We start from the raw sequence: 23,809 nt of genomic DNA, 5'->3' as shown, positions 1-23,809 counted from the left end.
GAAATGAAATGAATAGATTTGTGGTCTGATAAAGAGATTGTTATTAGTCATCGTTCATCACTCATCACTTATAGTTTCCTTCATCCGCCCATTAGTTGCAACGTCTGTGGAGGTAAGGCATGCCATAATTCTTCGCGTACTTGTCGGACTTCGGACAGAGCTTTCCGGCCTGCCGATGTGACAGTGAAAAATCGCTTTCGGCGACCGCCCCTTTCTGCTGTAGCGCCCCCCATTTGCGAGGTTAGAAATCCTTTTTCCTCTAGTCGTTGAAGGGTAGTATGCACCGTGCTGAACCCAACCGCTCGCCCTGTTTTTTGCTCAATTTCCTGCGTGATATTTACGCCGTAGGCGCCTTCGTCAAGGACAGCTACGGTTAATAACACTACTTCTTCAAACTCTCCCAGAAAGGCCCTTTTCATGGTTTGGTTATTTTATACGATAATGCCGAACAAATGCGGTGCCAACAGTGAAAAATGCCTTTAATCGCTAAATGAGGCTGTTTTGGCTGAGTCGCGCTTAAATCAACTGTCCGATTCTGGACATCAGTTGTCCGCAAATCGGACAGGAAAAGTTAAATGCTTATCTTTGGATAATGCAGTTCCGACTCTACGATATCGCTCCCGTACTGAAGCCTTTTGTCAAGGAAATTTGCTCGGTTGAAAGTAATGGCTCTGCGGCATCGTCAGTCCCAATTCGGGTATTGCCAGATGCCTGTGTGGAGCTTTTCGTAAATGTTGGTGAGCCGCAAACCATTGTTTCTTCAACTGGGAAGAAAGCGCATACCGGAAAGAGTTTTGTTACGTCACGAATGAGCCATTTTATGGACGTTCAGACGTTAGAAAGTTTATCGTTCGTATCGGTTTGTTTTTCGATTGGCAATGCTTACCCATTCTTTTCTGCGTCAATGCTGGCTATCACGAATCAGGTTATTGACCTGCGTGATCTCTGGGGGCCCATCGTCGATGACTTGCAGCAGTATGTTGATGGAGCACAAACGATGGCGCAGCGGGTTCAGCTTATTCAGCAGTATCTGATTCGGCAACTATCGAAAGCCGAGCCACGTGATCCGAGTGTTGCTTATTGTATTCATCAGATCCGGCAGGTGAATGGGCAGCTTTCGCTGGAAGAATTGGCCAATCGGGTTGGTATCAGCAATCGACAATTAATTCGACGCTTCAATCAGCGTATTGGCCTGTCGCCCAAAGAATTTGCTCGAATAACTGCATTTAAACAGGCCTTGGTGCGCTTAAAAAACGACTCTGATCACAATCTGACTCAGATTGCCTACGAAAGTGGTTATTACGATCAGGCTCACTTTATTCATACCTGTCGTGACTATTCGGGTTTGAGCCCACGCCAATTGCTATCCGCGAACTATATCTTATGCTGATGTCCGATTTTTACAATTACGATGTACAGCTCATTCGCAACTTTGCCGAAACTTAATGAACAACTGTATGCGTAAGGTAATTTTAGAGCTGGCCGTTAGTCTGGATGGCTATATTGAGGGGCCAAATGGCGAATACGACTGGTGTTTCACCGATCAGGATTATGGTTTGAACGCGTTTTTAAAACGGATCGACTCGATTTTTATCGGGCGGAAAAGCTACGAATTGATGAATAATCCAGCTGAAGCGGCCAGCGATTATCAATTCTCAGAATACAAAAAATACGTGTTCTCGAACACACTAACTGAAGTAAGCGAGGGGGCGGAGTTGGTGCGCGGTAATCTGAAATCGCAGGTTGATGCACTTAAAAATCAACCCGGTAAAGATTTCTGGTTGTTTGGTGGGGCCGATCTGACAACGTCATTTATGAATGAATGCCTGGTCGATGAATTATTCCTGGCGGTGCACCCCATTATTTTAGGGGCTGGTAAACCGCTTTTTCAGGCTATTAAAGATCGCATCAATCTGACACTTACCGACTCGAAAACTTACGAAACGGGTTTGGTTTCACTGACGTATCAAGTGAATTAGAAAAGTCATTCCGGTCGTTTGACAAGTTGCCGTAAACGGGTACAAACAATCGCTAGATTCAGGATAGCTACCAGACCAAATCCCAGCAAGCCATCCGGCATCATCAGGAAAATACGTTCCCAGTTCAATACACGACCGCTAATCGCTGTAAGCAAGGATGGGATCAGTAGGAACGTGACAAAAGGCAGTAAGCGAATAAAAAGGAATACCCACGATCGCCAGACTGGCCGCTGCTGATAGGTTTGAAGCCATTGCCTAATTCGGGAAAGTCGGCGGATTGCTAAACCCATGAATAACAGTAAAATCAGTCCGACGAAGATTGGCCAAACCCAATCAGGCAACGTTGGTAACTCTGGCTCTCCTCCGGCCAGAATCTCAGTGACACCCCGCAGAAATGAATTGTAGTCGATATACGGATTGATGCCGCTATTGAAGAGCATGACTATGCCATAACCGTCTTTAGTTAATAAAATCTGCTCGGCACTGTATGTCCACAGAATACCAGTATGATATAGGGTTGAATCACTCCGTACAATCCAGCCCATCCCGTAATGCATCGACGTTTTGGCCGGAGGATTATGCATCAACGCCATCGACTCGCCACTCACTATTTGCGTACCGCCAACACGACCGTGGGCCAATTGCAGACTGAGCCAGTGCGCCATATCGTTGACCGTAGAACGCATTCCGGCGGCTCCGTCAACGAACCAATTCGGTTCCCGGATTGCAACAGGTTTACCCAGAACGAAAATATGCCCATTATCAATCCGATCTGAGCCTGTATAAAACGACTTTGTGGTCGAGACATCGCCAGTGTGTGTCATTTGCAATGGCTTGAAAATGTGGTTCTGCAAATAACCGGCGAATGACTCATGACTGACAGCTTCCACTATGTTTGCCAGCAGTCGGTAATTGGGATTGTGGTAATGAAATTGATTGCCCGGCTCACTGATCAGTTGGGCGCTTTTAAGCTGAGCAGTTGCTTCATCTAACGTTCCTGGCTGCTCGCGGAAGGCTAATTCTGGAAACCCTGTATCCGCCAGTCCGCTGGTTTGGTGTACTACTTGTCGCACCGTAATCGACTTGCTGCGATTGTCTTGCGTTGTGAAGGAAGGAACATATTGAACGACAGGGGTATCAAGTGAAAGTTGCCCTGCATCGACCAATTGCATAATAGCCATCGCCGTAAAGGCTTTGCTAAGGGAAGCAATGGCAAACGGGGTATTGGCGGTAATGGGTATGTTGGTACTAGTAGCACCGTAGCCTTTCGAGAGTAGTAATGTATCGTTATGAACAACGGCAATGGCCAGGCCTGGAACGCTACTTTTCGCCAGATGTGCCTGAAGGTATTGATCTATTTTATCGACTACGGATTGTCCATACGTAACGCGAACGGAAAGCGAAATGCTGAAAAAAAGTGCTAAGGCAAATCGTATTGACATTGAAACGGTTTTAACTTTCTTTTTAGGGTCAGTTCGTCATACGAAAATACAGGCAAATCCAATTTTTACTGACTAATCAAATCTCTGCTGACTTACTTCTCATACTTTATTGGGAGTAAGTCGGAAAAAATAAACGTTCTTTGTTCATCAGTCTACGTTGTAAACAACACAATATCAGTCTCCTTGATGGAACTATGGCTTCCTACGAACCGCATCTTCTGAAAAAACGATCCGTTCTTTTTGCCTGCATTCCCCTGTATGGGCATCTTGGGCCGTTGCAAAGACTAGCGGAAGAGCTTGCCCGACGTGGATGGAGGGTGCAGATAGCGTCGACTGATGAAGCACGACCTTATTTCGAAAAAGGGATTCAGCAGGTTGAATATGTTAGCATTGGATCAGGAGGTCTGGCCGTTCAGGAAGCTCAGAAGATTGTTGAACGTGTTACGAAGGAACCCGATTTTTTAAAAGGTATGATGCAGATTGTCAGCTCAATGAGCGACTCATGGCCTATTCAGTATGATGGATTCCTGGCTGCTATTACAGAACATCGGCCCGATTTGATGGTGATTGATTTTGCGACGACGGCAGCACTCGATGCCGCTGAAGCCGCTAACGTACCGTTTATTGTCAATAATGCGGATCTGCTCCCTGTATTACCCAGTGGCCTTTTTCCCCCCGCCAACAATGTTCCGTCACTTTTCGCCGGAAAGTCGAAGCGGGATTTTACGTTAATTGACCGATACCTCGCGCCAGTTAGTCGCTTAATCAGCGATTTTGCGGTGTCCATGACGATTGGGCGCGCCCAAAATAAATGCCGTCAATCCCGAGGGCTTCCACCAGTCAATTTTCATAAACGTTTATTGAATACATTAATTCTGGTCGACACCGCTTTTGGGATTGAATACGAACGACCCTTGCCGCCATCGATTCAACTAGTTGGCCCTTTACTCGACCCCAATGAACCCCAACTTACTGAAGCGGAAAAAGACTGGCTGACGGATGGTCTGCCGGTTGTATTTGTCAACATGGGTACGGTTTCTCAACTTTCGCGTGAGCATGTAGAGAAATTAGCTCTAGGATTCGCATCAACCGATTTTCGCGTTCTTTGGGTAATTCGTAGCCCTGCACGTGAATACATACCTAACAATATTGCCCCGAATATCCGTCTGATTTCCTGGGTGAGTTCCCAGTTACGAGTGCTTGCTCATCCGAATGTTAAGGCTTTCGTTTCGCATTGTGGAACAAACAGTGTGCAGGAATCAATAGCTGGTGGAACGCCCATTGTCGGTTTTCCGATGTTTGCCGCCCAGCGCGACATGGGTTTCCGTATTACAGATGCAGGTATTGGTTTGCATCTGGACAAAACTCATTTTACACTCCGTGAATTACAGGACGCAATCAAGCAGGTTCTCAACGACAACCATTTCCGGGCCGCGATCCACCCGATTCAGAAGCGATTTGCTGAAGCAGGTGGAGTACGTCGGGCGGCTGATCTGATCGAAATGTATGCGGAACCGATTACAACTTGAGAACGACTTTGTTTACTAGGATTCTTCTAAAACAGCAGAGTCGACAAGTCGTCCCAACAATCGGGTGGCTTCAAAAATGGCCTGATGAGTATGCAAAGCAGCTTGCTGTTTATAGATAGGTGAGACAAGTATCTGTTGGATAGCTGGCACAACCTCATCAATGTCTTTGGCCAGAATGCCAACCTTATGCTTAACGAGCCATTCTTCATTACCGCGCTGAACGGGACGCATTCCCCGACTTTTGAGCGCGATAAGTGGGGTGTGCGTGATAAGTGCTTCTGTAATGGTCATGGCTCCAGGTTTCCCAATGGCAAAATCCGCTAAATGAAGATAGTGAATGGGCGTTTCTGGAAGATAACTGAGTGCAACTGAAGGGTGCGGGAATAGTAGGTTGTTGATTTCGTCGTAAACGGCCTTATTGTGTCCACATAAAAAGATCAGGTTGGCTCGTACGGACGACTGCGCTATCTTTTTCGCAATGGCCTGAACGTGTGTGCAGCCTTGTCCACCAAACGAAACGAATCCTGTCGGTAAGTCAGGATCAAGGCCAAGCCGACTAAGTTCAGTGGCTCGATCAGCCGGGGGAGCCTGATAGCAGGAGGGGTCTACAATCATTCCCGAAATCCGGTGGTTATATCGGTTTGCAATGCCTGCTTTCTGAGCTTGTTCCATCAGACGGTCGGTGCCATTGACATAATATTGTTCTACTTTCGGTGTGAACCAGTACCGGGCTTTCACTTGGTCAAAATCAACGGGAATGGTTACACACACGGCATTGGGATTCACCAACCGGACACTCCGATACAAAGCTGGGTTATACATCGGAGTTACGGACACGACTAAATCAGGTGGAGAGTCTGCCCAGAATCGGGCCAGTTGCGCAATTCCTTTGTCTGTTAGTAGATCATGGCATAGCAGCGAAAGATTAATCTGTCCACCTAAATCAAAAACTTTATCGTTCTTGAGCTGATGATTGAACCGATCAATACCGTAGCGTACAACGGGGCCCAGACGTTTATGAAGATCGAATACCTCGACAATATTGACAAGTTGAACTGACCAGTCGGAGTATGCCATATGAATGGCTCGTTTGAGTCCGGATGCTGCCGAACGATGTCCGGATGCTGCGTCAAAGTATAGAATAACGACTCGCTTACTCGTTGTATTTATCATACCTATCATCTGAATTGACTATGCCTTCAGTCGGCAATAGCATAAAGGGTGTAGATATTCATTAGCTTATGAAGTTCCCAATCTTCCTGATCAACCGTCGTTCGAAAACCATGCTTTTTGAAAAGAGCAACTAGCGTATTAACCCGGTCATTCAGATCGTGGACTTCGATGATAAACTGACGGATTTTTGGCCAGTCAGCTGCTTCAATGCCTTGAATTACATCCAGTTCGCTACCTTCTACATCAATTTTGATGACGTCGATACGGCTTAGGCACTGTTCACGAATCACGTCCGAAATTGTCTTTAGCGAACAAGTGATTCGCTGAGTTGACAGATTTTGTATAGCGCTGACGGCCAGGATGGGTAATCCCAAAATACCTAGCGTCAACGGACGTAAATAGGGGTGGGACAAACCCCGAATTCCCCATCGAGCCAGCCCTGGTGAAAACCGGGATACTTTTGCCATATCGCCAATGAAAGCTTGTAACCAGGTGTAGCTGCTAGCCTGTTTTTGCGAACTTTCGGCCAAAACATCAGGATACATGCTCGCGGTCATGCTCATAGAAGGCTTAAAGGTGAACTGAGCTGTTCCGGTTTTTGCGGCTAACCCTACATTCTGCAACTGAACATTCGCACCTGAGAAAAGAGAGGTTGCGTTGGCATGTAGTACATCAAACAAAGCGGGAATGGGTTCAAACGAAAATAACCTGATTGTTGGGTACTTCTGGGTCAGGAAAATCGAATACAATCCAATATTCGCTCCGACATCAAAGACACAACTTTCATTTGTGATCTGAATACCATGCTTTTGGTAAGATTGCATGGTGAAAATTTCGTGATAAAGCATATCCGCTTCCGTACCATTTAAGGCTTGAATAACCAAGCCGTTAGGTAGCCTCACTGGTTTCATCTACAACGGGGATTTAGACACTGAGTAACGTTTGGTAAGTAGTGGTTTTGCCATTCCAACCGAGACGCATAGTCGTTAGTAAGAATGACAAAACATGATCTATTAACCTTAAAAGGGTTAATAATGACGCTCAAGTACGTACCAACTGAATGCCCGAAGTTTGATCTTTACGTCGGAATCAGGGAGTAATGTATCCAATTTCTGCCACGCTAGCTCAACAAGTTCTACAGCCTGCTGTTGGCAAGCCTGAATAGCGCCACACGCTTCCAGGCGCCCAATAATGTCAGCAATTACTGCTGTATCAGTCGGTTTTGCCTGAATGTCGTTCCATAAATCCCGGCGGGCAGGCCATCCCAAACGACTCATCGCTTTGGCTACGGGAAGGGTAATCTTACCACAGCGAATGTCCTCTCCTTTACTTTTCAGATCACGCTCAAAACCACGTAGATTCAGTACGTCGTCAATAATTTGGAAGGCTAAACCTAAAGCTTCAAAGAAAGCACCCAACACGGTTCCCTGTTCTCTAGTGCCATTACCTAAAACAGCCCCTAACTGAGCCAGCGAACTCGCCGGTACAGCTGACTTAAGTCGATGAACGGCCAGAATACGATCTTCCAACTGAGCGCCCCGCCCATAACCAACGACTTCAGGCATCAGACTTGCAAATCCATCAATATCAATCGCTTGTCCTGCGTGTGCAGCACGCATTGTTTCGAAATACAACTCGTAAATTTTTAGCTTCTGTGCATCTGAAATCCGGGCATCTGTTAGTAGTAATTCACCAAGAAAGTAGCACGCATTTCCCGCATTGATTGCCGTTGCTTCTCCAAATAAAGTGTGGCAGGAAGCTTCACCCCGTCGTATGGTTGATTGATCTTGTACATCATCGACAATCAACGAGCCGGTATGCAATAGCTCCGGCCAGGCCATCCAGTTAATGAACTGACCAGAATTTCCACCTACCAGATCAATACAAGCCAAGGCTGCATAAGAACGCCACGATTTGCCACCCCGATCAATGATTTCCCGAATAGGCTTTAGGAGTGCGTTACTATATTGTACAGGATCGAGACCATTGAGGTAATGAGCGTTCGCATCAGTGGCAACTAACCGACGAAGCTGATCGTCGGTTGGGGAGAGGGGAACCAATGCCTGAATGGACTTACGGGTCTGTTTAGTCACAGATCTGAAGAAATCATCCAACTTATCAATACGCCCGAATCCACTCCGCTCTACATAGCCAAGACCAACAACAGGTTCATGCTCAAACATTCCTTTGATGGTAACGCGACCCTCCCAGAAAGCGGGTTTTGAAATGATGGTGATAAATTCCTGAGCTGCAAACTCTGCTTCAACGTATAAGGAAATGGCTGCGTCAGGAATATCTAGTTGCCAGGCGGTTGGATATGTATCGAAGGTGCGGGAACTGGTCCAGTTTTTCAGGGGCTGGAACGTAAAATCCTCATAATACCGCGCATTCCCTTGCAGATCTATAACGATGACCCAACGACCGCAACCCGCTCCATTTGCATTATTATCAAACAGATCATAGGCGCTGATTCGATAACCGTTCACCAACTGAACTGAAATCCAGTTCCAGGCCGTGCTATGATCGATACGACCTTCTGGCGTATCATTGGTAGGCTTACCGAATTCGTGATCATACCAACCAGTAGCTTCTGCGACCTGACTGGTGTTCGTTTCCAAGGTAATTGTCCCTTCAACCTGGCAGTGCGGCATAAAATAATAGAACATATCCTCCCCGGCCGTTCCCCGAACCAAGCCATCGTCGCCATGTCGAACGGGCGCCGTTTGAGAATGAAAATACAAATCAGCTCCGACAGACTGGTCAGCCTTGAGTAAGGTCAGATGATAGCGTCCATCTGCTTCTTTGACAAACCGATTTCCATCGTAATCGAGCGATAGCGTATCCAGACTGACAAGCGCATCACGGGTCAGTAAACGATCGGGGAGGGGAACTGCGCCTTTTTGCAGTACTTCTCTTAAGGCTCTTTGCGGAAGTGGATCGGTCGTCTCCAACCCCTTATCAATCATGTCAATTCCAACCTGTGGCGCACATTGATCAACAAGCGAATCAATATGATATCGCTGGGTGCTAACATCACTTAACCCCCAGGTGAGTGAATGCGCGTAGTGAAATTCCTGTGTCTGTTCATTACGCCCGATGGCCATTCTGAAAAAGGAAGCAAACAGAGAGCAGTGTCGGCCATCGGTTAGTGTTAGATGGCTGTTAACGTACCACCATTCAATCGTAGATGAAGCATGTGGTAAGTCATGAATTGCCAGATCGATGGGTCCGGCCTTGGGCCAGTCAGTAGGAAAGGAGCGGGTATCCTGTAGGATAGCCAGCGGAGGTATTGGTTCAGTTTGGGTAATAGTTGACATGATTAAAGTAATTATGGGTTAATTCAGTTTACAATAAAATCAAGAGGATTGTCAAGAGAAGAGGCTCGATCAATGACTATAAGTGCATTTCACTGATCGAGTATCTGCGATCAAAAATGCGGATTCTCTCACCGTTAGACTATAACAGTTATTGCAAAAACTATAACAGTTGTTGCATGATAAGAAAAAGTGGGCAATTCTTAATGAATTTGTTTGGTTATCTCTGACAGGATTAGAGAGGAGGATACGGCGAGGTAACGTAAAATAAGTATTCCGCTTTTTTGCTCTGAAAGGGCTATTCAACTGATCGTTTGGATCAGAATTTGCCTGTCTTTAGGTTCTTACTTCTCAAACTTAAACAAGCCTATGGAAATAAATAACTACAAACTGCTAAATTTCAAAGAGGAATCGACAAGCTTGTATAATAAGCGGCTTGAAGCGTTTGCCATCTCGAACCGGCTTCCCCGACCCAGCAACTTTGCCTACGTAGCTGACCAGATCGTCAAGCAGGAATTGATAAATCGGTTCAAATATTTTGTACCCCCTACGATATAAATAGAGGGGACAAAATAGATCAGAAACGTATGCGGTGAAAAAAGGTTCGTTGGGAAATCCTTCCCAACGACAGCGTGTCATTTGTTTAAGTTATGTTAATGTGCCCGTTAGACTAATAGGCCGATTAGTAACTTTATCGCCAGGCAAAATAGCCAGAACGAAATGGCGATAATCAGCGTCCATGGGCCGGGTAAAAATGGCAGCATCCGGTCGAAAGCATTACGAGCTATGCGCCGAAGCTCAATAGCCAAGGTATGCCAAAGACGGTTCATATAATGTAGCCTTATTATGCTTAACAGAATAGTTATAAAAAATAACTAATATTTAATGCTTTTGACTGCTAACAAAAGGGAAAGTAACGGTGCTCCAATTATTTTTGTAATTGGAAATTGACAACTAAGGCAAGGGTCGTCAGAAAAATGGACGAGAAAAAGGTAATAGTAGCCAATAAATAATCGGTACTATACATGAATCGACCACTGATGAGCAGTAGGAGAAGGGCCTTGACACACAGGCCAGGGAAGAGGTAGTACAATAATTTTTGGCGCATTATACGGTGGATAGCTTAACAAATGCTTTATCATTAGACTCGAGCACTTTATAAAGCAGATTTAAGTTATCATGCCTAGTTTATCAGTAGGTATGGCTTATTTTTAGTAGACAAATCTGAAAGATAAATATGCTTTTGTTGTCCAGAACTCATTTCAGCGCTACTGGAAAACGCGTTTTAGCGGTTATTGGCCTGGCCATAATGCTACCAATGGCTGGGCTGGTTTCTGTTAATGAACAAATAGGAAATTCCGGTCGATTCGAAAATGGGATTGTTGGATATGCTGATCAGTGGCAACTGGTAAACGCCTTCCCAAAGCTGACCTTCGATCGACCAGTAGAATTTATTCAGGCAGGTGACGGGAGTAATCGACTTTTCGTTCTGGAGCAGGAAGGACGTATCCGCGTATTTGATAAGAACCCGGCTGTTCAGAAAGCTTCGATTTACCTGGATATCAAAGGGAAAGTCTCGTCTGAAGGCGAGATGGGGTTACTTGGCCTGGCTTTTCACCCTGACTTTAAGCGCAATGGATTCTTTTACGTTTACTACACTAAGCGAAATCCGTTAGAATCAGTCATTGCACGGTACCAAGTTTCCAGTGCTGACCAGATGACGGTTGATCCAGCTACTGAAAAGGTTATTCTTCGCTTTGCGCAACCCTATGATAATCACAATGGCGGCAAAATTGCATTCGGTCCAGACGGTTATCTCTATATTTCGACGGGCGACGGCGGTGCCTGGGGCGACCAGCATAATTATGCGCAGAATCGGACTTTCTGGCTAGGAAAGATCCTCCGACTGGATATTAACAAGCAAGATAAAGGTACTTACGGGATTCCGGCTGACAACCCATTTGCCGGTAATCAGGAAGGACTTCGGGAGGAAATCTTTGCGTATGGTCTTCGAAATCCCTGGCGCTTTAGTTTTGATCGGAAAACAGGTCAGATTTGGGCAGGTGATGTTGGGCAAAATCAATTCGAAGAAATTGATATTATTATAAAAGGTGGAAATTATGGTTGGCGGCTGAAAGAGGCTGACACCTGCTTTAATCCTCGTAAAGATTGTGATACAGGTAATTTGATCGATCCAATACATCAATATCCTCGTTCGGAAGGCGTTTCGATTACAGGCGGAGTTGTTTATAGAGGAACCCGCCATCCTGAATTAGTGGGTAGCTATTTATACGCTGATTATGCCAGCGGCAAAGTATGGGCGTTGGCTTTTGAGGGGAATAAGCGGGTTGGTAATCAGTTACTTATTTCAGGTGCTGGCTCCATTTCCGCTTTTGGCGAAGATGCTGCGGGTGAAGTATTCCTACTTGATCATCAGGGGACAATCAAACAGTTTGCACCAAAAGAAAAGTAAGTCAGAAGTTGCTGGAGTGCTTTTTTGAGCAATCAGGATCGATTGAAATAGTGACTGGTTTATTAAGTACGCTTTGTTGGCTTGATTTCACAGAAATCAATCCGATCATAGTAAATCGTTGTTTCAGACATATGCATTCCTTTTGGTACGGCTATCATTCCCTGACGAGATAAATCGATTAAATAATTAGGAATGAAATCATCGTGTTTCACATTTTCACTTTGATCGACCAGAGAATAGTTTTTGGGCAACGAAGTGAGTCCTTCAACAGATAATCGAGTGTTTTTTTGCCTTAAAAGAGCCATGATAAATGGCCGTCCTCCAAGCTTGATAAATTCTTTTAGAATGATTGCTTCGTCGAGAGCTAATTTTTTAAGAATTTCTACTAATTCAGGGTAATTTTTCTCAAGACTATCTAAATCTTCAGCCTGCGTATGGGCTGATGAAAGAGATTCAATTTTCGCCTTCTCTTCTAAGGCATCCAGATAGAGTAATGAGTCTAAAGCCGGATCAACGTCACTAGAATCTGGCACAGGGATATCTAAAGATGATAGGCTCTCCTGCTTTTTACTAAAAAACTTTGGAAGTTTAAGAGGTAGTAAAGCCATATTAATCTAGTGAATTAAGAGATTAAACGGTGCGCTAAGCTAGTATCTGACTTTAAATGCTGCTTTGGATTAAGCAAAAGAACGTTCTTTGAAGGTGACTTTTTCTTTCTTTTTTAGTCCTTTTAGACCAGGGAATCTAGCCTAATTTCATGGGTATTTACTGGCAAAATAAGATTACTGAGCGAGCATAATAACCTTCAAAATTGATGCCAAACTTTGTTTAAGCGTTAGATTTGACCCATAGCTCCTGACTAATCGAAAAAGCACATATACTCAAAAAAAATAGAGATTCATAAGGGTAGGCCTACTCTAGTTGATCTAAGTAGGGCGTTTCTGGTTATTCTTCTGTAAAAACAGGACTAATCGGTGAATTTGCGTGCTTTTTGATTGTTTTTGTGATTCCCTAAATGCCTGAGAATTACTTATTTACTTACCAGATTTGCCAATTCAGTAACATTGAGTAAAACAACTACCAGTTAATAAATACTGCTTTGGCAGGATTAACAGGGTAGGCACAATTTTTGGTTATAATATATATTTGATTATACTCTTGGTTGGGTTTTTTCACACTTTTCCATACATGATGCAGGTTATGGGAGCTACTTTATCTCGTCTTCTCTGTTTTAACCGATTGTCGATATACTTTCTGATTGTAGGCTTGCCTATTTGCGGGTACGGTCAGATTAACTATTCGGTTACCACGCCCAATTCCACAACTCCGGGTAATTTCAATACATTGGTTGGTCCGTTCGCCGGGAATAGTTCTATGCGGGGCTTTTACAATGTATTTGTTGGTAACAATGCTGGGCAGGCCACAACCACAGGATATTACAATGTCTTTATGGGATATGGAGCTGGTCAGGCGAATACAACAGGTTCACAAAATACCTTCGTTGGTATTAATGTAGGCGTCAATAATACCATTGGCTCTCAGAATGCAATTCTTGGGAGTTATGCTGGCCAGTTCAACACCACAGGTTATTCAAATGCGTTTGTAGGCAGTTATGCCGGTTACACCAATACGCTTGGTTCTCAAAACGTTTTCCTGGGGACATATGCTGGCTATCTGAACACCATCGGGGTTGATAATGCGTTTGTGGGGAGTTATGCGGGCTATAAAAATACGGCTTCTCAAAATGCGTTTGTAGGAAGCTTTGCTGGTTATAATAATACAACTGGTACCAGAAATGCTTTTCTAGGGTATAATGCCGGTCGATCAGTAGTGGCGGGTTCTCAGAACGTCTTTTCTGGTACTGAAGCTGGTTTTGGAAGTACTTCTGGATCAAATAACACCTTCACAGGTTACCGGGCAGGTTACAATAATACGGTGGGTTCGCAAAATGTATTTGTGGGCGAGAGTGCAGGATATGCCAACACGACCGGGCTCAATAATGCGATTCTAGGCAATGCCGCGAGTTATTCCAATACAACAGGTTCCAACAATATCAGCATTGGTATACGGGCTGCATATCTGAATGTGATAGGTTCCAACAATGTGATATTAGGTGATTCGGCCGGCTATAATAATATAGTTAGCAATAACGTATTGGTTGGCTCAAAGGCTGGCTTTTTAAATCAGACTGGCGCTCAGAACACATTCATAGGGTATCAGTCAGGCTATACTACAACGGCTGGGTCTAACACGTTTCTGGGTTATTTAACTGGGCGGAACAATACGACAGGGGCTGATAACACATTTATAGGCGTTAATGTAGGTCGTAGTAATACAACAGGTTCATTTAACTTTTTTGCTGGCAGCGGGGCTGGCCAGAGTAACACGAGCGGGGCCAGCAATGTATTTATTGGTAATCAATCAGGGATAAATAACACATTGGGGAACTTCAATGTGTTTGTGGGTAACTCATCAGGTGCCAGTACTACTTCTGGTAATGGCAACACGTTTGTGGGTGATGGTTCGGGCTATGCCAATCAGGCAGGCATGCGTAATACCTATTTAGGCCAGTATGCTGGTTTCAGAACGACCCAGGGTGCTCAGAACGTATTTGTTGGTTCAAGTGCGGGTTACTCAACAACGACGGGTGTGAATAACGTATTACTGGGTAGTGGTGCCAGTTTTTTAAATACGATTGGTTCCCGTAATGTGATTGTGGGCGACTCCGCTGGCTATAACAATACAGTCAGTAACAACGTATTGGTTGGCTCGAAGGCTGGTTTTTTTAATCAAACAGGAGTTCAGAATACGTTTGTAGGCTACCAGTCCGGTTATAGTACCACAGCCAGTGCCAATACTTTTCTGGGGTATTCGTCCGGGCAAAATAACTCCACTGGAGCTGAGAATACTTTTTTAGGGGCGAGTGTAGGTCTTAGCAACACCACAGGTTCGTTTAACTTCTTTGGGGGGAGTAATGCTGGACAGAGCAACACCACAGGGGGGAACAATGTATTTGTAGGCTCCTATGCGGGAGCGGCTAATACCACGGGCACCAGTAATGTGTTTCTGGGCAATCAGTCGGGCCAGGCCAACACAGTAGGTGGATTTAATACGTTTATGGGCAATGGAGCCGGTGCGAACACCACTACGGGCAATGGCAACACGTTTATGGGCGATGGTTCAGGCTTTGGAAATCTGGGAGGCACCCGCAACACGTTCCTGGGCCAGTACGCTGGTTTTAAATCGACAAATGGTTATCAGAATGTGCTGGTCGGCTCGAGTGCAGGTTTCTCAACGACGGCAGGCGTGAATAATGTGGTGTTGGGTAGTGCTGCTAGCTTTTCGAATACAATAGGTTCAAGCAATGTAATTATAGGTGATTCGGCTGGTTTCAGCAACACGGTTAGTAATAACGTATTGATAGGTTCGAAGGCTGGTTTTCTCAATCAAATAGGCGCTCAGAATACGTTTGTAGGTTACCTTTCAGGCTATAATTCCACAGCAGACGCTAACACTTTTCTAGGTTATTTATCAGGACGGGCAAATACCACTGGAGCCAATAATACGTTCCTCGGTGTGAATGTAGGCCGTAGTAATACGACGGGATCATTTAATATTTTTGCCGGTAGCAATGCTGGGTCGGCTAACACCACCGGGGGGAACAATGTTTTTGTAGGGTCTAATGCCGGAGCGGCTAACTCAACGGGAGCCAGTAATGTATTCTTGGGGAATCAAGCCGGTCAGACCAACACGGCGGGGGGCTTCAACACGTTTATGGGCAACGGAGCGGGGGCTAATACAAACAGTGGTAATGGCAACACATTTATAGGTGATGGTTCGGGCTACGGCAACCAAAGCGGAGCTCGCAATACCTATATTGGCCAATTCGCTGGTTTTAAGGGAAATACGACTGGTACTAACAATGTTTTTGTTGGCGTTGCGGCTGGTGTTAATGATGAAGCAACTACGGTTAATAATTCTGTCGCGCTGGGCGCAAATGCAATTGTCAATCAGAGTAATTCAATTGTGCTTGGCGGATCAGGTGTTAATTCCGTAAGCGTTGGTATAGGGACCAGTACTCCTCAGAACAAATTGGAAATAACACAAGGTACACCAGGGGCTAGTGGCTTACGATTAACCAATTTAACATCAACTTTTGTCCCAACCGGAACAGCAACTAAATTTTTAACGGTAGATGCTAATGGGGATATCTATTTAGCGAATGCTGCTTCTTCTACTGTGATATCGACTACGGTTATTTCTACTTCGGTTGTAAATGGAACCGGTGTTACAGGAAGCACTGATAATTTGTGGGTACGGCAAAATGGTAATTTGTTCCCTACTCAGGATAATTCGTTGGTAATTGGAGCAGGAATAACCAAAATACCAGTCGGATATAAATTGTATGTAGAAAATGGAATTCTGACTGACAAAGTAAAAGTTGCCATCAAAAACTCGAACGAATGGAGTGATCACGTTTTCGCACCCAACTATAAACTAAGAAGCTTGGAGGAAGTAGGGAAATTTATTCAAGTGAACAAACACCTACCTGGCATACCCTCTGCAAAAGAAATGGTGAAAAATGGCAATGATCTACATCAGACGGATGCTAAACTACTGGAGAAAATAGAAGAACTGACTTTGTATAGTATTCAGTTAGAGAAAGATAATCAGGAGCAGCGTTCACTCAATAAGCAACAAGAGGCTAAACTCAAAAAAGTGGAAGAGGAACTACAATCCTTAAAACAGGCCGTTCAGCAATTGCTGTTACAATCGTCTAAAAAGTAGTTGTATAAATCAATGAACCAGGAACCCTAACGCTTTCCTGAGCTTAAAACTTTAAGGAAACTCCCCATAAATGTGAAGAAACATTTATGGGGAGTTTCCTTATCGACGAAGATGTAAAAGTAAATAATGGAAAATATCGACTTTAAAACTGACGCTTTATAAAGCCCTATAATTTAAATTAGTACGAGTATATTCAGAAACAGAAAATCCCGTCAGAAATCGATTCCTGACGGGATTTTCTGTTTCTGAACAAAACTTATAAGTATTCAATCAGACGTTTGCCTGTAAGTCCGTTTTGCAGTTCCCGACGTAAAACAGCCCATCGACGACGAGGATGCGTTGATACATACTTTACGCGCATTTTGAGAATGAAACTTACGAGCATGTAAACCCCGAACAAACATCCGATGATCACTAATGATAACGTATTCGAGATATTACGATGGAGTAAAAGAAACATAACCGTATTGCATAACGATACTCCGCAGAGTACGGCTGTTGCACCAATATGCGAAAGACCGTTGTCTAATAAAATATGATGCATATGATTACGATCGGCAGAGAACGGTGAACGACCCGCTAAAATCCGCACCAGAAAAACCCGCAACGTATCGAAAATCGGAATAATTAAAATGACAATGGCTATGATCGGAGCGTTGAAAAACGCAGTCGGTTCATAGCGATAGGAAGCATTCAAACTAACGAATCGGACCGCAAAGAAAGCCAGCATAAAGCCAATAATGAGCGAACCCGTATTGCCCATGAAAATTTTGCTGGTTTTCGAGAAATTGAACCGAAGGAAGCCTAATAACGCGCCAGTCAATGTGAAAGCCAGGCAAGCCATCGTAAAATGGTTGGTTAACAGAAACCATCCGCCAAACGTACCACTGGCAATAGTCGCAATTCCCCCCGCTAACCCATCAATACCATCAATGAGGTTAATCGCGTTGGTGAGAGCAATAAAAATAAAGCATGTTAATAAAATACCTACTGCGTCAGCAACATGATGAAATCCCAGAATTCCATATAAATAATTGACGCGTAGGTCGCCAAAGAAAATCAGGACCATGGCCGCCAATACCTGAAACAAGATCTTTTTGGCTGGGTCGATTCCTACCAGATCATCCTTAATGCCGATGAAAAAAAGAATCGTCATACCGGCAATCGATAAATTCGTTCGATAGATTTCGGTTTGATCAATACTTGGCCATAGAAAATAGGCAATCAGAAGACCCGCAAAAATGGCAATACCGCCGAAGGTAGGGGTGGGGGTGGAATGAGATCGACGCTCACCCGGCTTTTCCATGAGCGATTTAAGCTCAGAAATCTTAATAATAACCGGAATCGAGACAACCGAAACAAAGCAGGCAACCAGCATGGAAAGTATACACTGATAAAGCCCTAATGTAAATAGGTCGTCTTTAAATTTATGTTGCAGGTAAGCAACGAATAAGTCAATGTTCATAAGCTAGGGCGTTTTAATAGTGTTACCCATTTGTTAATTCTTGAATAACTCGTCGAGTATCGCTACCTCAGGTCGACCCAGTGCCCTGTTTTGGTCGCGTAAAGAGCATAAAATATATGGCTTAAACTAACGTTATTGTTAAATCTGATTTAACGGCAAGTAGGATTAGCGATCCTTAACTTCGGGAGGCTTACTAATATATTGCTTCAGTTTACGCAAAGGTTTGAGCCAAAAGGTGAAAAAATAAGGTTTAAGTTCATTTAGTTGCCAAGCAAGTTTATCTTCTCGGTTTGCCCGAACACGATTCTGTAAACTACTATTACTAATACCTCCCGAGCGCATCACAATTGTTACTTCGTCCATATAAGCCAGCTTAGCTTTGTGTTTATGGATGAATCGAAGCATCAATTCGTAATCAGCGGCACTTTTCATATCGAGTCGGAACAAGCCGTAGGTAGAGTAAAGCGATCGTTTCGCAAAGAATGACAAGTGCCCAGGCATCCAGCCCCATAAAAAGGCATTGGGGCTATACCATCCTGAACGCCAGTAGCGATTGAGTTTGTTAGGGTTCGCACGATCCACATAAAGCATATCACCGTAGACCGCATCACTGTTTGTCCGCTCAAACGTAGCGACCATATTTTCAATGACACGATTATGCCGATAAAAGTCGTCAGCATTCAACAGCCCGATTACGTCACCGGTTGCTAAACGGATTCCTTTATTCATTGCATCGTATAATCCTTTGTCAGGTTCAGTGACAAAACGAGCAATTTTTGTGCCGTACGATTGTACAATTTCCACCGTTCCATCCGTCGATTTCCCATCGATAACGATGTACTCAATATCAGGATATGTCTGATTGACAATGGATTCGATGCAGTCTCGAATAAATTCTGCGCCGTTATATACAACAGTTATGATAGAGACTTTCACGCTTTGATAATTCGTTGTCGTATGAAAACAGCCGGATTGCCCTGATAAATGCCATACGGGTCTAATGAACGCGTAGCTACTGAGTTCACGGATAATACGGCATGAGAACCGCACTGCACACCCGCACACACAACAGCCTTAGCCCCAATCCAGACGCCATCTTCCAGTGTAATAGGACGAGTCGTCAGATCGAACGTAGAACGCTGGTAATCGTGGTTGCCTGTTAAAATCATAGCTCCCTGCGATAGACAGGCGTGACTACCAATAGTAACCGGGCTTAAGTTGTCGATCCAGACTTGTTCACCAATCCAGACGTAATCTCCCACGGTAAGTAACCAGGGATATTTGACATTTACGGCTGGCTTGATCATGACATTACGCCCGATTTTAGCTCCAAAAAGTCGTAAAACGGCGATTCGGAGACTTGTTGGAATGGGCAGATACGTATTTAAAAAATAGGCATTGATCAAAAACCACAAGATCACTCGCCAGCGTGGACCATGATCGTACCAGCTATTGTCGAAACGCGACAAGTCGGTTTTTCCGTTGATCTGGTCAGTCATAGTTGTTACTTAGGTAATTGAGTGATTTTCTTTGGGTTGTGTTTAGGAATGCGTCACTTGTTGTGGCCGGATCGCTTTCAGATCTTTGCCGTACTCTGTTCGGAAATAATCAATAATCGCTTCCTTATCGCGGCCAATCCGGATGTCTAATTCCAGCAGTTTGGCATCAACCAAAAACCGATACCACAAAGCTTGCAGGAAGCACCAGACAAAACCTGGTCGACCGTCCAGAAACCCTAATCGAACAAAGTATCGATACAGGAAATAAAGGATTGGCCGGGTAAAGTAGGGTAGGGATGCGTACTTCTCTTTCAAATAGCGAATTCGTTGATCCTGCGTGCCAAAAAACTTGGGTTGTACTTTTTCGGCCTGATCGAATTGATAGCGATAGTTGAGCAGATTAATCATTTCCAGAATGGTATAATGATTATGTTTCTGCGTCCACCAGGTCAGATTGTTAAGATTGTGATCAACAATGTCGTGATCAAACTGAATCGGTTCACCCTTCGTTATTTTGATATGTTCATCATGCCAGACCTGCTCACAAAACCCATCACCCCGTCGCCATAGCCGTAACAGCCAGATAGGATAGAAACCACCGTAACGAATCCAGCGATTCAGGAAGAACACCCGCCGTTTGACATAAACGCCACCCGTGTCTGCCGATAAACCAGATAAACGACGATTTATTTCGTCGGCTAGTTCGGGCATTACATATTCATCTGCATCCATTCGCATAAGCCAACTTGTTTGGAAAGGCGTATGCTCGATACCATAATTGAATTGCGTGGCATAATTGACCCAGGCATTCTGCACCACCACTGCACCCATCGAACGGGCTATTTCCACTGTTCGATCCGTTGAGAATGAATCAACGATGAAAATTTTGTCCGTAAATGGAAGTAGGCTCTGTAAACAACGAGTAATGTGTTTTTCCTCGTTGAAAGTCAGAATGATGACGGATACGTCGGCCATAACTTATAGCACCATTTGCCCTATAAATGGCCTATTCTGATCGTTTTTCGAGAACAGGACCCGTTTTTATTGGCAAATCCAGGGGTTGATAAATCATGCAATATTATAACTTTTTTTATACGCAACAAAGTAAATGACTCTACTTCATTAGTATGCTATATTGTTTTTGTACTATTTTTGGGTAACTACTAGTAACAGTCAGGTCGTGTTCGATAGATTCTATGGTAGAAAAGAGAACTCTGTAGACGAATAGCTAGCAGGCTTTTCATTGGAATACGTAGTTTTGTAATAACAACCTTCTTGATACCAATTATGCGTCTTGTATTTCTAACTCAGGATGACCCGTTTTATCTTGCTCGTAATATTGATTATCTACTGAAAAACTTACCGCCTTATGCTGAAGTAGTGGCTACGGTTGTATTCGATGTGTCGCCGTTTGGGAAGCGGGAAAGTTTCAGCGAGAAGATGAAGAAAACGTACGACATTTTTGGGCTGCCTTTCTTCATCCGCTATGGGACGAAATTTGTGATGTCGAAATTGAATAGTAAGAATAATGTTCGGAAAGTGCTGGCCGAACGAAACATTCCATTGATTCACATTGAGGGAAGCATCAATAAAGCAGAAAATCTGGAAAAACTTCGAGCGTATAAACCTGATTTATTTGTCTCAATTGCTGGTAACCAGATCTTTAAACAACAGCTTCTCGATGTAGCTACCTATGGTTGCATCAATTTACATACGGCCCTATTACCTAAATATCGCGGATTAATGCCATCGTTCTGGGTGTTGAGACATGGCGAAACGCATACGGGCGTATCGGTATTTTTCGTAGACGAAGGTATCGACAGTGGGCCGATTCTGGTTCAGGAGAAACTCGCTATTGGCAACATGAGTCAAGCTGAGTTGATTGATGTGACCAAAAAAATGGGTATGGATGCCATTCTGAAATCGATCGATAAAATTCATTCAGGAAATTATGAACTAATTGAGAATGATGCCTCTCAAATGACGTATTTCACCTTTCCAACCCGAGAGGATGTAGAAGCTTTCAAAGCAGCCGGAAAACGTTTCTATTAATCTTATCAAGCCGATATAACGGTCGATAGCTGCCATTAGCTGGTGACTAAAGACTATTGACTTTTATGAATATTCTGACGTTTGATATTGAAGAGTGGTTTCATATTCTGGATAATGCGTCAACGCGAACCGAAGCTGAATGGGGGCAGTATGAGAGCCGGATTTATCAGAATATGGATCGCATCTTCCAACTTTTGGACGAGACCAATACGCGGGCTACCTTTTTTTGCCTCGGTTGGGTTGCCGATAAGCATCCGGATGTAATTCGACGAATTGATGCCGCTGGCTACGAAATTGCGACGCATTCATACGCTCATCAACTAGCTTATGAGCAGACACCTGAACAATTTCAGGCTGACCTGGAACGATCGATCAAGCATTTACAAGATTTAACGGGAAAAAAAGTACGATCCTACCGGGCACCGGGTTTTTCGATAAAGTCGTATAATCGATGGGTATTTCCCATCCTGATCGAGCAAGGGATCGAGATAGATTGCTCAGTATTTTCAGCCCGGCGCTCGCATGGTGGTGATGCATCGCTAGGCATGTTTGCTCCAGGGTATCTTAATGTAGGCGGTACACTATTGAAGGAATTTCCGATCAATACGGCTGCCGTAGTTGGGCAAGACTTAATCTTTTCGGGCGGAGGTTATTTTCGTTTATTCCCTTACCCTGTGATTAAAACGCTTATGCGTAGGTCTCCCTATGTGATGACGTATTTTCACCCCCGCGACTTTGATGCCGAACAACCCATGATTCCGGGATTGAGTCGAACACGGCAATTTAAGTCATATTATGGCCTTCGCAGTTGCTGGCCCAAGCTGAAACAGTTGCTACTCGAATTCCCATTTGTTGATCTTTCCGAAGCAGAAAAGCAGGTAAACTGGGAAAATGTTGTTCAGCGAGTTGTGTAAGTTTAGTTAGTAGCGCGTTTTTTATCAACGATTTTAACGTACTCATCCAGCAACTGCTTGGCTACTATGTCGATATCATAGTAGGTCTGAACTGCCTTCGTCGCATTGGCGGCCACTTCTTTTCGGTAGTCAGGATTCCCAAGTAATTTTTTTAGCCCTTCTGTTACTGCTTCTGGGGTCAGGCTTGTTAAGAGAGCGGCCATTTGGTTTTGGCGAATAGCCTCGCCAAAACCAACCCGATCCGATACAAGGGCAGGGGCTCCAGAAGCCATTGCTTCGAGTACTGCCATTGAAAAACCCTCTGAATAGGAGGGTAGGGTGAACACATCAGCATCTGCCAGTGCGGCTTTCTTGTCGTCACCCGTAAGCATCCCAACCAACCGGATCGAATCGCTCAGCTTGTGGTTTTCAATAAACTGTCGGGTAGTTGCTTCATACCCATCATCAGAACCAGCTAAAGCGAGTATCGTATCAGGATGCTCGCGGACATAGGCCTGAAAGCCAGGTAAGAGTAAGTCTAACCCTTTTTTGGCGTTCAGGCGGCTCATAAACAGAACCAGTTTTTTGTTAGCGGGCAAATTGAATTTTTTACGAAATGTTCCTTTAGGGGGGAGATTGTCGAAATCGCTAAGCTTGACACCGTTCGGAATAATGACCAGATTCGGATGCGGCCCTCCGAGATAGCGTTGCACATCTTCCCGCTCATCCGTATTATTAATTTGTACCAGATCGGCTCGACGTAAATAGGCTTTTTGGGCCAACGTATCCATTACCTGTTTTTTCCAGTTATTATGGGCATATACCCATCGATCAAGTACGCCATGAATGGTAATGACCTTGGCCACTTTGCGATCGAGCATAAACGGGGCCAAGGTTCCGAAATGCCATAAACCGTGGCAGTGAATCACATCATATTCATGAATATGTTTCTGCAGAAACTGGTAAAGTTCAATGGAGAATTCCCGGAAAAAGCGACTGATGCCAGGTGTTCGCTTGCACAGGAAAAGTCGAGCGCCTTCCGGCACCGTATACGGCTTTTCGCCTGGAGAAATTGGGCTGAGGATATCTACCTGATGACCGTATCGAAGAACGACCTGCGTATGGTCGAAGATAATTTTAGGTGGCCCTCCCGTTTGCCAGGTGTAAGCACAGATGTTTAAAATTCGCATATATGCTGCGAA

General features: G+C 44.4%; 20 protein-coding genes. 8 read left to right on the top strand and 12 right to left on the bottom strand.

The window, feature by feature from the left end; genetic code table 11:
* Window positions 1-80: 80 nt before the first annotated feature.
* Window positions 81-419, bottom strand: a complete 339-nt coding sequence (locus ACYVE4_RS10915; RefSeq protein WP_461039813.1) for a PadR family transcriptional regulator — start codon at window positions 417-419, stop codon at window positions 81-83.
* 173 nt (window positions 420-592) lie between these two features.
* Between ACYVE4_RS10915 and ACYVE4_RS10910 the strand changes: the two genes are divergently transcribed.
* Both ACYVE4_RS10910 and ACYVE4_RS10905 read left to right on the top strand, forming a co-directional pair.
* Window positions 593-1,390 carry a helix-turn-helix domain-containing protein gene (locus ACYVE4_RS10910; RefSeq protein ID WP_461039812.1) on the top strand — a complete coding sequence of 266 codons (798 nt, stop codon included), beginning with the start codon at window positions 593-595 and terminating at the stop codon, window positions 1,388-1,390.
* A gap of 67 nt (window positions 1,391-1,457) precedes the next feature.
* Entirely contained in the window at window positions 1,458-1,979 is a 522-nt protein-coding gene (locus ACYVE4_RS10905) for a dihydrofolate reductase family protein (protein ID WP_461039811.1), read from the top strand.
* Between the two features lie 5 nt (window positions 1,980-1,984).
* Here the strand turns inward: ACYVE4_RS10905 and ACYVE4_RS10900 are convergent, their stop codons facing one another.
* The gene (locus tag ACYVE4_RS10900; RefSeq protein WP_461039810.1) at window positions 1,985-3,421 is read right to left on the bottom strand and encodes a serine hydrolase domain-containing protein; all 1,437 of its coding nucleotides are present in this window, start codon (window positions 3,419-3,421) and stop codon (window positions 1,985-1,987) included.
* Between the two features lie 194 nt (window positions 3,422-3,615).
* Here ACYVE4_RS10900 and ACYVE4_RS10895 point away from each other — a divergent pair, with 194 nt between their 5' ends.
* Window positions 3,616-4,950 (top strand): glycosyltransferase, encoded by a 1,335-nt coding sequence (locus ACYVE4_RS10895; RefSeq protein ID WP_461039809.1) that lies wholly within the window; start codon window positions 3,616-3,618, stop codon window positions 4,948-4,950.
* A 15-nt stretch (window positions 4,951-4,965) separates the two neighbouring features.
* Here the strand turns inward: ACYVE4_RS10895 and ACYVE4_RS10890 are convergent, their stop codons facing one another.
* From ACYVE4_RS10890 to ACYVE4_RS10880, 3 genes are all read right to left on the bottom strand, one after another.
* Complete coding sequence (locus ACYVE4_RS10890) at window positions 4,966-6,123, bottom strand: glycosyltransferase (protein WP_461039808.1); 1,158 nt, start codon at window positions 6,121-6,123, stop codon at window positions 4,966-4,968.
* 26 nt (window positions 6,124-6,149) lie between these two features.
* Entirely contained in the window at window positions 6,150-7,034 is an 885-nt protein-coding gene (locus ACYVE4_RS10885; protein ID WP_461039807.1) for an FkbM family methyltransferase, read from the bottom strand.
* A gap of 117 nt (window positions 7,035-7,151) precedes the next feature.
* Complete coding sequence (locus ACYVE4_RS10880; protein WP_461039806.1) at window positions 7,152-9,440, bottom strand: polyprenyl synthetase family protein; 2,289 nt, start codon at window positions 9,438-9,440, stop codon at window positions 7,152-7,154.
* A gap of 366 nt (window positions 9,441-9,806) precedes the next feature.
* On the opposite strand from ACYVE4_RS10880, the gene ACYVE4_RS10875 reads away from it, so the two are divergent.
* Window positions 9,807-9,995 (top strand): hypothetical protein, encoded by a 189-nt coding sequence (locus tag ACYVE4_RS10875; protein ID WP_461039805.1) that lies wholly within the window; start codon window positions 9,807-9,809, stop codon window positions 9,993-9,995.
* Window positions 9,996-10,102: 107 nt separating this feature from the next.
* Here ACYVE4_RS10875 and ACYVE4_RS10870 read toward each other — a convergent pair whose 3' ends face one another.
* Window positions 10,103-10,267, bottom strand: a complete 165-nt coding sequence (locus ACYVE4_RS10870; protein ID WP_461039803.1) for a hypothetical protein — start codon at window positions 10,265-10,267, stop codon at window positions 10,103-10,105.
* A gap of 407 nt (window positions 10,268-10,674) precedes the next feature.
* Here ACYVE4_RS10870 and ACYVE4_RS10865 point away from each other — a divergent pair, with 407 nt between their 5' ends.
* A complete protein-coding gene (locus ACYVE4_RS10865) occupies window positions 10,675-11,910 on the top strand; it encodes a PQQ-dependent sugar dehydrogenase (RefSeq protein WP_461039801.1) in 1,236 nt (411 codons plus the stop codon).
* Between the two features lie 62 nt (window positions 11,911-11,972).
* Here the strand turns inward: ACYVE4_RS10865 and ACYVE4_RS10860 are convergent, their stop codons facing one another.
* On the bottom strand, window positions 11,973-12,518 hold the full coding sequence (locus ACYVE4_RS10860) for an Abi-alpha family protein (RefSeq protein WP_461039800.1): 546 nt from the start codon (window positions 12,516-12,518) through the stop codon (window positions 11,973-11,975).
* A gap of 580 nt (window positions 12,519-13,098) precedes the next feature.
* On the opposite strand from ACYVE4_RS10860, the gene ACYVE4_RS10855 reads away from it, so the two are divergent.
* A complete protein-coding gene (locus tag ACYVE4_RS10855; protein ID WP_461039798.1) occupies window positions 13,099-16,698 on the top strand; it encodes a beta strand repeat-containing protein in 3,600 nt (1,199 codons plus the stop codon).
* A gap of 256 nt (window positions 16,699-16,954) precedes the next feature.
* On the opposite strand, the gene ACYVE4_RS10850 is transcribed toward ACYVE4_RS10855, so the two are convergent.
* From ACYVE4_RS10850 to ACYVE4_RS10835, 4 genes are all read right to left on the bottom strand, one after another.
* Window positions 16,955-18,163: a glycosyltransferase family 4 protein gene (locus tag ACYVE4_RS10850; RefSeq protein WP_461039797.1), complete on the bottom strand. Its 1,209-nt coding sequence runs from the start codon at window positions 18,161-18,163 to the stop codon at window positions 16,955-16,957.
* A gap of 165 nt (window positions 18,164-18,328) precedes the next feature.
* Entirely contained in the window at window positions 18,329-19,099 is a 771-nt protein-coding gene (locus tag ACYVE4_RS10845) for a glycosyltransferase family 2 protein (RefSeq protein WP_461039795.1), read from the bottom strand.
* Entirely contained in the window at window positions 19,096-19,662 is a 567-nt protein-coding gene (locus ACYVE4_RS10840; protein ID WP_461039794.1) for a WcaF family extracellular polysaccharide biosynthesis acetyltransferase, read from the bottom strand. Before ACYVE4_RS10840 ends, ACYVE4_RS10845 begins: the two co-directional genes overlap by 4 nt.
* A 42-nt stretch (window positions 19,663-19,704) precedes the next feature.
* Window positions 19,705-20,637 carry a glycosyltransferase family 2 protein gene (locus tag ACYVE4_RS10835; protein ID WP_461039792.1) on the bottom strand — a complete coding sequence of 311 codons (933 nt, stop codon included), beginning with the start codon at window positions 20,635-20,637 and terminating at the stop codon, window positions 19,705-19,707.
* 312 nt (window positions 20,638-20,949) lie between these two features.
* Here ACYVE4_RS10835 and ACYVE4_RS10830 point away from each other — a divergent pair, with 312 nt between their 5' ends.
* Both ACYVE4_RS10830 and ACYVE4_RS10825 read left to right on the top strand, forming a co-directional pair.
* Window positions 20,950-21,714, top strand: a complete 765-nt coding sequence (locus ACYVE4_RS10830) for a methionyl-tRNA formyltransferase (RefSeq protein ID WP_461039790.1) — start codon at window positions 20,950-20,952, stop codon at window positions 21,712-21,714.
* A 65-nt stretch (window positions 21,715-21,779) separates the two neighbouring features.
* Complete coding sequence (locus tag ACYVE4_RS10825; RefSeq protein WP_461039789.1) at window positions 21,780-22,628, top strand: polysaccharide deacetylase family protein; 849 nt, start codon at window positions 21,780-21,782, stop codon at window positions 22,626-22,628.
* Window positions 22,629-22,630: 2 nt separating this feature from the next.
* On the opposite strand, the gene ACYVE4_RS10820 is transcribed toward ACYVE4_RS10825, so the two are convergent.
* Window positions 22,631-23,797 carry a glycosyltransferase gene (locus tag ACYVE4_RS10820; RefSeq protein WP_461039788.1) on the bottom strand — a complete coding sequence of 389 codons (1,167 nt, stop codon included), beginning with the start codon at window positions 23,795-23,797 and terminating at the stop codon, window positions 22,631-22,633.
* Between the last annotated feature and the right edge of the window lie 12 nt (window positions 23,798-23,809).

Source organism: Spirosoma harenae (genome assembly GCF_054776975.1).
Note: the sequence above shows the minus strand (reverse complement) of the source record. Positions and strands in the feature narration are given on the sequence as shown.